The sequence below is a fragment of the Candidatus Omnitrophota bacterium genome (assembly GCA_040755155.1).
In the GTDB taxonomy this organism is placed as follows: Bacteria; Hinthialibacterota; Hinthialibacteria; order Hinthialibacterales; family Hinthialibacteraceae; genus JBFMBP01.
This window is the reverse complement of record JBFMBP010000094.1, coordinates 1-13,281: the sequence shown is the minus strand read 5'-3', so window position 1 is coordinate 13,281 and position 13,281 is coordinate 1. Positions and strand designations below refer to the sequence as shown.

Annotated in this window: 11 protein-coding genes; 9 read left to right on the top strand and 2 right to left on the bottom strand. The window is 52.4% G+C overall.

Going from position 1 to position 13,281, the window contains the following annotated elements; all coding sequences use genetic code 11:
- Positions 1 to 403 precede the first annotated feature (403 nt).
- Together AB1656_13700 and AB1656_13695 are read left to right on the top strand one after the other, a co-directional pair.
- Positions 404 to 778: a type II toxin-antitoxin system RelE/ParE family toxin gene (locus AB1656_13700; protein ID MEW6236436.1), complete on the top strand. Its 375-nt coding sequence runs from the start codon at positions 404 to 406 to the stop codon at positions 776 to 778.
- Complete coding sequence (locus AB1656_13695; protein MEW6236435.1) at positions 771 to 1,094, top strand: DNA-binding transcriptional regulator; 324 nt, start codon at positions 771 to 773, stop codon at positions 1,092 to 1,094. Before AB1656_13700 ends, AB1656_13695 begins: the two co-directional genes overlap by 8 nt.
- A gap of 15 nt (positions 1,095 to 1,109) precedes the next feature.
- On the opposite strand, the gene dnaE is transcribed toward AB1656_13695, so the two are convergent.
- Positions 1,110 to 4,592 carry a DNA polymerase III subunit alpha gene (gene dnaE, locus AB1656_13690; GenBank protein MEW6236434.1) on the bottom strand — a complete coding sequence of 1,161 codons (3,483 nt, stop codon included), beginning with the start codon at positions 4,590 to 4,592 and terminating at the stop codon, positions 1,110 to 1,112.
- 194 nt (positions 4,593 to 4,786) lie between these two features.
- Here dnaE and pdhA point away from each other — a divergent pair, with 194 nt between their 5' ends.
- From pdhA to AB1656_13675, 3 genes are all read left to right on the top strand, one after another.
- Entirely contained in the window at positions 4,787 to 5,791 is a 1,005-nt protein-coding gene (gene pdhA / locus AB1656_13685; GenBank protein ID MEW6236433.1) for a pyruvate dehydrogenase (acetyl-transferring) E1 component subunit alpha, read from the top strand.
- A 160-nt stretch (positions 5,792 to 5,951) separates the two neighbouring features.
- A complete protein-coding gene (locus AB1656_13680) occupies positions 5,952 to 6,956 on the top strand; it encodes a pyruvate dehydrogenase complex E1 component subunit beta (protein MEW6236432.1) in 1,005 nt (334 codons plus the stop codon).
- Positions 6,957 to 6,977: 21 nt separating this feature from the next.
- Positions 6,978 to 8,231: a dihydrolipoamide acetyltransferase family protein gene (locus AB1656_13675; GenBank protein MEW6236431.1), complete on the top strand. Its 1,254-nt coding sequence runs from the start codon at positions 6,978 to 6,980 to the stop codon at positions 8,229 to 8,231.
- A gap of 82 nt (positions 8,232 to 8,313) precedes the next feature.
- Here the strand turns inward: AB1656_13675 and AB1656_13670 are convergent, their stop codons facing one another.
- Positions 8,314 to 8,517: a type II toxin-antitoxin system HicB family antitoxin gene (locus AB1656_13670; GenBank protein ID MEW6236430.1), complete on the bottom strand. Its 204-nt coding sequence runs from the start codon at positions 8,515 to 8,517 to the stop codon at positions 8,314 to 8,316.
- A 403-nt stretch (positions 8,518 to 8,920) separates the two neighbouring features.
- Here AB1656_13670 and lpdA point away from each other — a divergent pair, with 403 nt between their 5' ends.
- The 4 genes from lpdA to AB1656_13650 form a co-directional block, all read left to right on the top strand.
- Entirely contained in the window at positions 8,921 to 10,321 is a 1,401-nt protein-coding gene (gene lpdA / locus AB1656_13665; protein ID MEW6236429.1) for a dihydrolipoyl dehydrogenase, read from the top strand.
- Positions 10,311 to 10,982, top strand: a complete 672-nt coding sequence (gene lipB / locus AB1656_13660) for a lipoyl(octanoyl) transferase LipB (GenBank protein MEW6236428.1) — start codon at positions 10,311 to 10,313, stop codon at positions 10,980 to 10,982. The genes lpdA and lipB overlap by 11 nt, the downstream gene beginning before the upstream one ends.
- 346 nt (positions 10,983 to 11,328) lie before the next feature.
- Positions 11,329 to 12,744, top strand: coding sequence for a type I glutamate--ammonia ligase (gene glnA / locus AB1656_13655; protein MEW6236427.1), 1,416 nt, complete (start codon positions 11,329 to 11,331; stop codon positions 12,742 to 12,744).
- Between the two features lie 323 nt (positions 12,745 to 13,067).
- Positions 13,068 to 13,281, top strand: a 214-nt coding sequence (locus AB1656_13650) for a hypothetical protein (protein ID MEW6236426.1), incomplete at its 3' end; no start/stop codon positions are given.

The following is a 13,281-nucleotide window of genomic DNA, read 5'->3' as shown; positions in this document are numbered from 1 at the left end:
ATGAGACGGGACGGCGTTTTGCAGGCCATTGCCATGCCCCAGCGAGTACGGATTGAAGTTAAGGATAAATCCGGCGTGATATCGATTGGCGAGGGAGGGAAGATTGAAGCGGCGTCGCGGCCATGATAGCGGGTTGCGCTTTGATTTTAGTCTACACTATATTTCTCAACCGTTTTCAAGGGCAACAAAAGACTTTGCCCTTGCCACTCCGCCAGGAGGCAAAATAACGGAAAGGCAATTGGCTTCTTGGTTTTTCCAAACATATTGCGCAGATATAAAGACGGGCTACGCTTCGCTTTTAGCCTGCCCTACATTTCTCAGAAGGGAAATTTATACTCGAATTGTGTCACTGAGTGATATAATACAATAACGTGATAAAGCGGCTTAGGTAAAAGGAGTAGCGTTGAGAGTCTTTAAGAGCAAGATATTCAGCCGGTTTGCTAAGGGGGAGAAAATATCGGACAAATCCCTGCTAGAAGCCGTTGATCGAGCGATGAAAGGCTTGATTGACGCCGATCTGGGAGGCGGCGTGATTAAGCAACGTATTGCTCGTCCTGGTCAGGGTAAATCTTGCGGATATCGCTCTATCGTGTTGTTTCGCGCCGGCGATAAGGCCTTTTTTGTTTATGGTTTTGCTAAAAATGAAAGGGATAATATCACGCCTGCGGAACGGGAGGCCTTCAAAGAACTGGCGGCGGATATGTTAAGTTACAGCGATGAAATTCTGCGCATTACGGTGAAACAAGGCGCATTATTGGAGGTGCTTGACAATGAGTAACGCGAAGTCTTATAAAAGCAAAATCCTTGGGACGATTCATGAAACCGCATCCGATCTGTATGATGCCGGGGCAATGGATAAGCGCACGTTGAGAAAGTTTGACGTTTTGTGTCTAACTCCAATAAAACCGTTAACGCCGGAAGAAATCCGGGAAATCCGTCTGCGGGAGCGCGTTAGCCAAGCCGTCTTTGCCTTGCATCTGAATGTTACCAAGGGTCTCGTCAGCAAGTGGGAGCGAGGGGATAAGCATCCAACCGGGGCATCCCTGAAACTATTGAGATTGGTTCAAGAAAAAGGTCTTGAGACCATCATGTAAATTCCATGCGGCGGTTTAGTGATTGCCATTCGCGCCCACGAATGACGCCGCGCCTTTTTCCAAGAGATCGTCGATGGCTAGCATCAAATTCCGGTTGGGCCGCACTTTAAAACCTTCCAGCGTATATTCTACGATCCCCACTTGAGGAACGCCGACGTGAAAGAAGACGGGGATATCTCCCGAATTTTCCAGCAGGATGCGCTTGAGACCCACCACCGCCGCTTCGTCCAGCGTTGAGGTCGTCATCGCCACGCGCAGCTCGCGCACATATTGCTTCCAGCCTTCCTCCAGCGTGAAGATGCGGTCGGCGCGTACGGAAATTTGGTCGCCGCGCAGGCTGGCCAATCCTTCCACGATCAATATGGCGTCTTCTTGCAGGATATCTTCGCGCTTCTCCAACATATTGGGCATGATCGCTACTTCCACCGAACCGCTGCGGTCTTCGAGCACCGCAATCGCCATGCGGTCGCCGTTCTTGGTTTTCTTTTTCTTCAATTCGGTCAGAATCCCGGCGAGTTGAACTTTGCCTAATTCTTCTTTCTCCATCAGTTCGCCCGCCTGATCCTTGGCGAAGAGGGCTAATTCCGTTGCGTAGTCTGCCAGCGGATGGCCGGAAAGATACCGCCCCAGCAGCGATTTTTCAAATTGCAGAATTTCCGATTTATTCAATTCCGGCAGAATTTCCAGCTTCTCCGTCAGCGGTGGGAGTTCGTCTTCAATCTCGCCGAAAAGCGAATCCTGGCCGACCGCTTTGTCGTGGAGGATTCCCTGCGCCCGCTCCAAGGCGCCGGGATAGGCCGCCAGCAGCGTGGCGCGGTTGTATCCCAGCGAATCGAACGTGCCGGAACGGATCAACGCTTCTAGTAAAGATTTGCTGACGACGCCCGCTTCCGCCCTTTCGCAAAAATCGAAGATGGATTTGTATTCGCTGCGTTTTTCCCGATCGCGGATGATGCAGCGCACAGCGTTGGCGCCGACGCCTTTGATCGCCAACAGGCCGAAACGGATGCCAGCGTCCGTCGCCGTGAAGTTTTCTTTGGACTGATTGATATCCGGCGGCAGGACGGGGATTCCCGAATCGTTGCACTCGTTGATATACTTGACCACCTTGTTGGTATCGTTCATATCCGTAGTCAAAAGGGAGGCTTGAAACTCGGCGGGATAATGCGCTTTCAAGTAAGCCGTGCGGTAGGTAACGATGGCGTAGGCGGCGCTGTGCGATTTGTTGAATCCGTATCCGGCGAATTGAAAGATCAGGCTCCATAAGCGCTGTGCGATGGATTTATCGACGTTGTTCTTCTTAGCGCCGTCATAGAAATCGGATTCCATCTTGTTCAGAAGTTCGACTTTTTTCTTGCCCATCGCCCGGCGCATGATGTCCGCTTGTCCCAGCGTGAAGCCAGCGATGACGTTGGCGATCTGCATGACCTGTTCCTGATAGAGGATGATGCCGTAGGTCTCCTTTAGAATCGGTTCCAGCGAGGGGTGATCGTATAAAATCTTTGCTTCGCCGCGCTTGCGCTTGATAAAATCGTCCACCATGCCGCTGCCCAACGGTCCCGGACGGTAGAGCGCCAAGAGGGCGATGATATCGCTGAAGGTTTCTGGCTTTAGGCGGATGAGAATGTCTTTCATCCCCGTCGATTCCAATTGGAATACGCCGTTGGTTCGTCCCTTTCCCAGCAGTTCGAAAGTTATGGGATCGTCCATCGGGATTTTAGAAATGTCAAACTGGGGGTCCCGCCGCTCCCGGATGCTTTCCACTGCGCCGTCGATGACGGAAAGGTTCTTCAAGCCAAGGAAGTCCATCTTCAGCAGGCCGATGGCTTCCAGGCTTTTCATTTCGTATTGCGTGGAGACATCCGTTTCTTTATTGGCGCCGCGCATTAAAGGCGTGAACTTGCGCAGATCGTCGGGAGCGATGATAACTCCGGCGGCGTGAGTGGAGGTGTTGCGCGTCATCCCCTCCACTTTCAAGGCATGGCGGAACAACTCCTGATGCACGGCATCCTGATCCCGCAGGCGGCGCAATTCGGGAACATCGTTCAAAGCTTGTTCCAGGGTAACGCCTAAGCCGTCGGGAATCAATTTGGAGATTTTATCGCCCTCGGCGGCGGGCAATCCCAAAACGCGCGCCACGTCGCGCACGGCGTTCTTGGCGCCAATGGTTCCGAAAGTGGCGATCTGGGCGACGCGATCCTTGCCGTATTTTCCTTGAACGTAGCGGATGACCTCGTCGCGGCGCTTGTCGGAAAAGTCCGTATCGATATCGGGAGGGGAGATGCGTTCGGGATTGAGGAAGCGCTCGAAAAGCAAGCCATAGAGTAAGGGATCGATGTCGGTGATATAAAGGCAATAGGCCACGACCGAACCGGCGGCGGAACCGCGTCCGGGACCGACGGTGATTCCCGCCTGGCGGGCGAAATGGATGTAATCCCAGACGATGAGAAAATAGCCGGTGAAATCGGAGTCGATGATGACTTTCAATTCCCGCTCGATGCGATCCCGGAGTTCCTGGGTTACATCTTTGTAGCGTTCTTCCGCTCCCTTATACACCAGCTTGCGCAAATAGCCGACGTACGATTCCTCTTCCTTGGGAATCTCGTAATTGGGCATGATGAGCTTAGAGCCGTCGTATTTCAATTCGAGCTGGCAAAGTTGGGCGATGCGCACAGTATTTTCCACGGCGTCGAGATAATCGGGCAATTTCTCGGCGATGGTTTCGCCGGGCATGAAATAGAGTTCCTTGGTGGAAATCTTTAGGCGGTTGGGATCGTTGAGCGTCTTTTTGGTGCCGATGCAGATCAGGCAATCCTGAGTCGCCGCGTCTTCCGGTTTCAAATAATGCACGTCGGCGGTGGCGGCCAGGGGGATGGAGAGATCGTTGGATAAAACCCGCATCGCCTCGTTGACTTTTTTCTGCAGATCGAGACCGTTGCTTTGCACTTCGAGGTAAAAATTGCCCTCGCCGAAGATTTTGAGATATTTCTCCGCCAGTTTTTTCGCTTGCTCATATTGCCCGTCCATCATGAAGGAAGGGATTTCGCCTTTCAGACAGGCGGTCAAGCCGATCAATCCAGCAGAAAATTCTTCCAACGCCTCATGATCGATGCGGGGTTTGTAATAGAATCCTTCCAATTGCGCTAGCGAGGTCAGCTGCAGCAAATTTTTATAGCCCGTCTCATTCTTGGCTAACAGAACGAGGTGGAAATTGGAGCGGTCGGAAGTGTCGTCGATATCGGCGTCGCGCCCCCCTTTGCGGTCGAAACGGGATCCGGCAGTTACATAGGCTTCTACTCCCACGATGGGCTGCACTCCCGCTTTGACGGCTTGTTGGTAGAATTCCAGCGAACCGTGCATCACTCCATGATCGGTAAGCGCCAGATGCGTCATATTGAATTTTTTAGCTTGATCGATCAGCCCTTTGATGCGGCAAGCGCCGTCCAACAGGCTGTATTCGGAATGAACATGGAGATGAACGAAAGAGGAATTTGGCATTTCGACGCCTCAACCCATATAATTTGAACGTTGGGGTTGGTTAGACCCAAATAGCAAGTTCGGTATAATTTATCACGGAATTGGCTATTATAATAATCCGTCATGGGATGCCGATCAAATCCTTGCCGCAACAATCATCGGCATAGCAGGATTCATTCCTTCGCAATCCTTTAAGTATAAGGAGATAGACAAATATGGCGGCGTCAGCGGCTGCGGCTAAAACGGTACAAAAGTTTTCAAAAGAAGAGATTATCCAAGTTTATCGGGAAATGCACCTCATCCGCCGATTCGAGGAACGGATGGCTCAATTGTATCAGCAGGGGAAAATCGGCGGTTTTTGCCATCTATACATTGGCCAGGAAGCTGTCGCCGTCGCCGCCGAACATGCCATCGCGAAAGACGATTATATGATTACGTCCTACCGCGATCACGGCCATGTTCTCGTTCGCGGCGCCGATCCCGAAAAAATCGCCGCCGAACTTGTGGCCAAAGAAGGCGGAATCGCCAAAGCCAAAGGCGGCTCCATGCACCTCTTCGACATAGAGCATAACTTCTACGGCGGCCACGGCATCGTCGGCGGCCAGATTCCTGTGGGCACGGGCATGGCGTTCGCTTCCAAATACCGGGGCGACGGCCGCGTTACCGTGTGCTTCTTCGGCGAAGCGGCCATGAACCAAGGCACGTTCCACGAATCTCTCAATATGGCTTCCTTGTGGGGACTCCCCATTATTTACGTCTGCGAAAACAACCGTTATGGCATGGGCACCGCTCTCGAACGCGCCAGCGCCGTCAAGGAACTCTCCAAACGCACTGCCGGGGCTTACCATATCGAAGGCGTGGCGGCGGACGGCATGGATTTTTTCGCGATGCACAAATGCTTTTCCGATGCCGTGGAGCGGGCGCGCAAGGAAAGCCGTCCCACATTTATCGACGCGCAAACCTACCGCTTCCGCGGCCACTCCATGTCCGATCCCGTCCATTCCCACTACCGCACCAAGGAAGAAGTAAAGGATATGCAGAAGCGCGATCCCATCAAGATTGTGCTGCAATATATCGACGATAACCTGCTCGCCAGCCAATCGGAAATCGATAATCTGACGGAAAAGATCGACGAGGAGATCAATGAGTCGATCGCGCGAGCGTTGAATCAGCCGGATCCCAAAGCCGAAACCCTCTACGATGACGTTTATGTGGAATAATACTATTTTTATTAGCTCATGTTACGCAATTCTTGTTCCCTCGCCCTCTGGGAGAGGGTTAGGGTGAGGGAATTATAAGTCCAATAATATCAGCCCTCACCTTTCCTCTCCCAATCTTGGGAGAGGGATTTTAAAAGCGACAAATTCAAAGGTGATTGGTATAAGAAGGATAGCGACTATGCCTGAATTAGCATTCCGTGAAGCCTTGAATCAAGCGATGTGTGAAGAGATGGAGCGCGACGACCGCATTTTTCTTATGGGCGAGGAAGTGGGCCTTTACAATGGCGCTTATAAGGTCTCCCTCGGCATGATGGAAAAATTCGGCCCCAAGCGAGTGATTGACTCGCCCATTACAGAAAATAGCTTCGTCGGCTTAGGCGTCGGCGCCGCGACGGTGGGGCTGCGGCCTATTATCGAAGTGATGACCTGGAACTTCGCTATCTTAGCGCTTGACCAGATCGTCAACAATGCCGCAAAAATGCGTTATATGTCCGGCGGCCAACTGGCTTGTCCGATGGTCATTCGCGGTCCGGGCGGCGCGGCTCACAATCTTTCTTCGCAGCATTCGCAAGCGATCGAGAGTTTCCTGGTGCATGTTCCCGGACTTATCGTCATCGCTCCCGCTACTCCAGCGGACGCGAAGGGTCTGCTCAAGTCGGCCATCCGCGACGACAATCCCGTCTGCTTTATAGAAAGCGAAGTGATGTACGGCTGGAAAGGCGAAGTTCCGGAAGGCGAGCATCTCGTTCCCATCGGCGTTTCCAATAAAATTCGCGACGGCGGCGACGTTACATTGGTCTCCTATTCCAAAATGATTCACCTTTGCCTCGATGCGGCGAATCAATTATCCAAAGATCACGGCGTCGAGTGCGACATCATCGACCTGCGCACGCTGCGGCCTTTGGATTTGGATCCGGTTTATCAATCCATCGCCAAAACCAATCGCGTCGTCATCGTTCAGGAAGCGTGGCCGATGTGCGGCGTGGCTTCCGAAATCGCTTTCCGCATTACGGAAGATATTTTCGACGAATTGGACGCTCCGCCCGCCCGCGTAACATCCGAAGACGTTCCCATGCCCTACGCTTCCGTTCTCGAACGCGCCGTGGTTCCCAACGCCGATAAGATTATTAAAGCGGTAAAGAAAGTCTGTTACTTGGCGGATTGATCCGCCTGGAGGTTTGATATCGTGGCTTCCATTATTGAAATGCCTAAGCTGAGCGACACCATGACGACGGGGAAAATCGTCTCTTGGATCAAGAAGGAGGGAGACGCCGTAGCAGCGGGCGAAGCCATCGCCGAAGTGGAAACCGACAAGGCGACGATGGAACTCGAAGTCTTCGATGCGGGCGCGCTTTTGAAAATCCTTGCTCCCGCGGGAAGCGCCGTCCCCATAGGCGGGCCGCTCGCCATTGTGGGCAAGCCAGGCGAGAATATCGACGATTTATTGAATAAGACTCAATCCGGGACAGCAAAGCCCGCCCCGAAACCGGAAGCGAAATCGACCGAATCCGCGCCTGCATTGGCCTCCGCGTCAGCGTCTGAACCGGCGCCGTCCGCCGAGGATCGAAGAATCCGCGTCTCGCCCGTCGCCCAGCGCATGGCGGCGGAACATAACGTCGATCTGGCGCATATCAACGGCTCCGGTCCGGCGGGACGCATCGTCAAACGCGATATCGAATCTTATCTCGCGCAAGCCCCCGCCGCCGCGCAGGTTCCCGCCACAAGACAAATGGCGTTGACGCCCTCGAAGGGTTTGCTTTTCGAAGATTTTCCGCTCAATACAATCCGTTCGGTTATCGCCCGGCGCCTGCCGGAGAGTCTTGGACCCGTACCCCATTTTTATCTCGAAACCGACGTGAATATCGAGCGTTCGCTGGCTTTTAAAAACGATCTGCAGGCACTGGCGGGCGAGGACGTGAAGATCACGCTGACGGATATCCTCGTTAAAGCCTGCGCCGTCGCCTTGCAGCGCCATCCCCAAGTCAACAGCCAATTCGGCGGCGCGTACATCCGCCGCTTTTACGCCGCGAATATCGGCCTCGCCGTGGCGGGCGAAGATGCGCTGATGGTTCCGGTCATCCATTCCTGCGAAGCGAAATCGGTAGGCCAGATCGCCCGCGAACGCCTCCGCCTGGTGGAGAAAGCCCGCGAAGGAAGATTGACGCCCAATGAACTGTCCGGCGGCACATTCACCATCAGCAATTTAGGCATGATGGGCATCACCCGCTTCAGCGCCGTCATCAATCCGCCGCAAGCGGCCATTCTAGCCGTCGGCGCCATCCGCGTCGAGCCGGTGATTCAAGACAACCAAATCGTTCCCGGCAAGCGCATGGCGTTGACCATTTCCTGCGATCACCGCGTCTTCGACGGCGCGGAAGGCGCGCAGTTCCTGGCGACGCTGAAATCGATTTTGGAAAATCCTTTGACGCTGCATTTGTAGGAATGATGAATGATGAGTGATGAATGATGAATGATGAATGATGAATGATGAATGATGAATGATGAGCGAATTACGAGGGATTTTATACTTCGATTTGGGCAAGACCAACGAATTTGAACGTGATCTCGGGTTTTTCTTCCAAGTACAGTTCGATGGCTTCTTTCGTTCGAATTAAGAGTTCGTCGTAGCTTCGAGCCTGCGTATGGCAACCCGGCAGATCGACGACTTCGCTGATGAGATAACCGTCTTCACCCTTTTCGACAATAATTGTAAATGTACGATTCATAGTTTTATCTTTACAGTAGTAGTTAATATTCGATTCTAAATTACTATCTCATATTACGCGCGAGAAAAAGATGGAGAAGTCAATTATGATCGTCGCGTCGAATCACGAAAACGCGAAATTAAAAAGAAAAACACGAAAAAAAAACAGGAAAACAGTTAGGTGAAAGGAATCGCGCCGTGAAAAGGTTTTTTCCGTGGAATCCAAAAGAATCCGTGATATCCGTGATTCGAAAAATTCGTGGAATTCGACCCTTTTCGTGGTTTTGTGATTCAATAATGCAAAAAATTAAATCCTTCCTGCTCTTATGAATGGTTCTTCTAATCGGTGTTGAAATACCAACGCCGAAAGCGAAAGAACATTGGTTGCGTAACATGAATTATTCACTTACATCGGCGGTTTTTATATGAATGCAAAAGCAAATCTAAATCTTCTCGTCATCGGCGCCGGGCCTGGCGGTTATGTCGCCGCTATCCGCGCTTCGCAGTTGGGAATGAAGACGGCCGTCGTCGAACGCGACCGGCCTGGCGGACTTTGCCTAAATTGGGGCTGCATCCCCACCAAGGCCCTGCTCAAAAGCGCCGAATTGTATGAGCACCTTAAAAAGGGCGGCGCTTTCGGCCTTAAAGCAGAGGGCGTCGGCTTCGATCTCGCCGCCATTGTAGACCGCAGCCGGGGCATTTCCGATCGCATCGTTTCCGGCGTGGAATTTCTCTTTAAAAAGCATTCCATCCAACAAATCAAAGGAACGGCGGAAATCGTTTCACCTAACGAAGTGCGCGTCGAGTCGGAGGGGAAATCGGAAATTTACATGGCGGATCATATTCTTATAGCCACGGGAGCGCGTCCACGCGATTTGCCTGGCATTCAACGCGACGGCGAGCGTATCGTCTCCAGCAAGGAAGCCATGCTGCTCAAAGAACTGCCTCCACGTCTGGCCGTCATCGGCGCGGGCGCCATCGGCATGGAGTTCGCCTATTATTACAATTGCCTCGGTTCGCAAGTTACGGTTCTGGAAGCGTTAGATCGCGTTCTTCCCGTCGAGGACGACGAAATTTCCAAGACCGCCGCCCGTAGTTTCAAGCGGCGCGGAGTCAACATCGAAACCAACGCGCTGGTAAAATCGGTTGCAAGAGACGGTGAAACCGTCCACATTCAATATGAAGCCAACGGCGTCAAGAAAGAGTTAACCGCCGACATTGCGCTCGTCGCCATCGGCGTAACCGGCAATATCGAAAACCTTGGTTTGGAAAAACTGGGAGTCAAGACCGTCAAATCGAGCGTTTCCGTCAATGAACACATGCAGACGAATATTCCCTCGATCTACGCCATTGGCGACGTGATCGGCCCTCCTTGGCTTGCGCATGTCGCTTCCGCTGAGGGCGTCCACGCCGTCGAGCATATCGCGGGCAAGAATCCGCCGCTTATCAATTATCGCGCCATTCCCGGCTGCACCTACTGCCGCCCCCAAGTCGCTAGCGTCGGTTATACGGAGCGGAAAGCGAAGGAAGAAGGCATCGCCTACAAAGTCGGCTCCTTCTCCTTCAAAGCCAGCGGGCGCGCCATCGCTTCCGGAGACGCCGACGGTTTGGTTAAATTAATATTCGAAGAGAAATACGGCGGCCTTATCGGCGCGCACATCGTCGGCGGCGAGGCGACGGAAATGATTCACGAACTCGTTCTCGCCATCTCGATGGAAGTCACCGCCGAGGAGATTGGCCGCACTGTTCATGCTCATCCCACCTACGGCGAATCCATCATGGAAGCGGCGCTCGACGTTTTGGGAGAACGGATTCATGGCGCATAACGGGAGTTTCCCGCCGCCCGTCCTGCGTTGGGGCGTGGACGTATCCTACGAACAAGCGTCCCAGATGCAGGAAGAGCGGGTCGCTCAAGAAAAAGAGGCGCTGATTCTCTGCGAACATCCACCGACGATCACGCTGGGAACTTCCGCCAGTCGCAACGATCTAGTTTTCTCTCCGATTTATTATCGGCGCATGGGCGTAACCATCCATAAAAGCCCGCGCGGCGGCAAAGCCACTTATCACGGGCCGGGGCAACTCGTCTTTTATCCCATTCTCAATCTGCGCGAGCGGTCTTTGACGGTTCATGAGCATTTGCGCCTCTTGGAAGAAGCGATGATTCGGCTTTGCGCCGCTTACGGCGTCGCCGCCCGCCGCATCGACGGCAAGGCGGGCGCTTGGGTTGGCGATAAGAAGATTGGATTCATCGGCGTCCGCGTCCGCAAGGGTTTTTCGTTTCACGGTTTTTCCCTCAATATTAAGCCGCAGCATGAAACCTTTCGCCTCATCACGCCGTGCGGAATGCCAGACCTCTGCGTAACGTCGCTGGAGGAGGAAACCGGCATTACGCATGATTTATGGAAAACAGGCGATAGAGTCATTGATATTTTCCATAATTTATTGAGATCGGCAGAGTCGGTAGGGTGGGCTCAAAGCGAAGCGTAGCCACCATTGTAGTTGTTATATTGTAACTTTCATGCTTTTTCCCATTTCTTTCAGGCAGATAGGGTGCTGATTTTTAGTCTTGTGTTCATAAATCAGCAGCAACAGTCTGTCTTTCTATGAACAAACAGAAGGATTCAATGGAATAAATATCATGTTACTATTTGATTTTTATAAATTAATGATGTAATCCAAAAGTGGCATAATGAATGCAATAAGGGTAAGAAATGTTTTTTCCGCCTCTAGCCGGGGTAATGAAGAAAAACAAATCAAACCCAAAGAAATATGAGATTTCGGATGAGCGGCTCTTCGCCGCAGGAAGTCTTATTAAAATCCAAGGAGAGAAAAAATGACGCCAAAAGAAGTTCTCAAAACCATCAAGGAGAAATCGGTACAATTCGTCGATTTCAAGTTTCAAGACTTTCCGGGGACGTGGCAGCACTTTTCCGTTCCCAGCCACTGCCTGGAAGAAGAGTCGTTCGAGGAAGGCTTCGGATTCGACGGTTCCAGCATCCGGGGATGGAAGACGATCAACGAAAGCGATATGTTGATTCTGCCCGATCCTACGACGGCCTTCATCGATCCCTTCACCAGCCATGTTACGCTTTCTTTAACCTGCACCATACTCGATCCCATTACCAAGCAGCCCTATAACCGCGATCCGCGCACTGTCGCCCAAAAATGCGCCGATTACATTCAATCGACGGGCATCGCGGATACAGCTTATTTCGGGCCAGAAGCGGAATTCTTTATTTTCGACAGCGCGCGGTTCGGTTCGGCGGCTCATTATAGCATGCACGAAATCGACTCGTCGGAAGGCATCTGGAATTCCGACGCCGATTGCGGCGGCCAGAACCTCGGCTACCGCCCGCGCCATAAAGAAGGGTATTTCCCGGTTCCTCCTACGGACGCCCTGCAGGACATTCGCTCGGAAATGGTCTCCGTTCTCATGGAATTGGGAATCGACATCGAAGCTCATCACCATGAGGTCGCCACGGCGGGCCAATGCGAGATCGATATGCGATTCGCGCCGCTGGTGAAGATGGCCGACCAGGTCATGATGTATAAATACGTTTTGAAGAACGTCGCTAAAGCCAACGGCAAAACCGTTACCTTTATGCCCAAGCCTCTATTCGGCGACAACGGCTCCGGAATGCACGTCCATTCCAGCCTTTGGAAAAACGGCAAACCCCTTTTCGCGGGCGACAAGTACGCTGGTCTTTCCGACATGGCGCTTTATTACATCGGCGGACTACTGAAACACGCCAGTTCGCTCATCGCTTTCTGCGCGCCGACGACTAATTCCTACAAGCGTTTGGTTCCGGGCTACGAAGCACCGGTCAATCTGGCCTATTCTCAGCGCAACCGCAGCGCCGCCATCCGCATCCCGATGTATTCGCCCAGCCCAAAAGCGAAACGCATCGAGTTCCGCTGCCCCGATCCATCCTGCAATCCTTATTTCGCCTTTGCGGCGATCGCTATGGCGGGTTTGGACGGCATCCTGAACAAGATTGATCCAGGCGATCCGCTAGACAGAAACCTTTACGATCTGGAACCTGAAGAACTAGCGAAAGTTCCTCAAGTTCCCGGCTCATTGGAAGGCGCCATCGCCGCTTTGGAGGCCGATCATGAATACTTACTGCAGGGAGACGTTTTCTCGCAGGACGTGATCGACACCTGGATCGCGTACAAGCGGGAAAACGAGATCGACCCCGTCCGCTTGCGTCCGCATCCTTATGAATTCTTCCTTTACTACGATATTTAATCGTTAAAAGGGAATCCTGAACCGAAAGATAACCGACGGGAGAAAAAGAGCCGTATGAGTAAGAAACCCTTTACGGTTGCTCTCAGCCGATAAGGGGTTTTCTCTCCGATCGGCGGGGCCGATTCCCCCGGCTTTATCGGCCCCGCCTCTTTTCCCGCCAACAACGCCGCCCCGGAACTTGCGCAAGTTCCGGGGCGGATTTTTTATTGTAAAACCATAAAAATTTTAGTCCGAAGTTCCTAAAGAAATAATCCTAAAAACGGCAGTTGAAAATAAAAGGATGCAAGATGAAAGAAAGAAGGTAGATAGAGGGGAGAGGACGAATGAAAGCGATTCACCCAGAGGGTGAGAGGGGAATAATCCCCTGCGAAGCCGAAAAGACATCGTTGATTGCCGATACGTATGGGGGGAGAATTCATGTGGAATGGGACGAGCAAGGGAAGGTGACGGCGTTAGGGCAATTGCCGTTTTTTATAGATTTTTTGAAGACGGGGGATTTATTTGAGCCGTGGGTCAAGGATTGTCCCTTGACGTATA

Bases quoted from the DNA above. Each gene is read 5' to 3' on its own strand.
- lpdA (MEW6236429.1), top strand. From the start codon at position 8,921: ATGAATGCAAAAGCAAATCTAAATCTTCTCGTCATCGGCGCCGGGCCT.
- AB1656_13670 (MEW6236430.1), bottom strand. From the start codon at position 8,517: ATGAATCGTACATTTACAATTATTGTCGAAAAGGGTGAAGACGGTTAT.
- lipB (MEW6236428.1), top strand. From the start codon at position 10,311: ATGGCGCATAACGGGAGTTTCCCGCCGCCCGTCCTGCGTTGGGGCGTG.
- glnA (MEW6236427.1), top strand. From the start codon at position 11,329: ATGACGCCAAAAGAAGTTCTCAAAACCATCAAGGAGAAATCGGTACAA.
- pdhA (MEW6236433.1), top strand. From the start codon at position 4,787: ATGGCGGCGTCAGCGGCTGCGGCTAAAACGGTACAAAAGTTTTCAAAA.
- AB1656_13695 (MEW6236435.1), top strand. From the start codon at position 771: ATGAGTAACGCGAAGTCTTATAAAAGCAAAATCCTTGGGACGATTCAT.
- dnaE (MEW6236434.1), bottom strand. From the start codon at position 4,592: ATGCCAAATTCCTCTTTCGTTCATCTCCATGTTCATTCCGAATACAGC.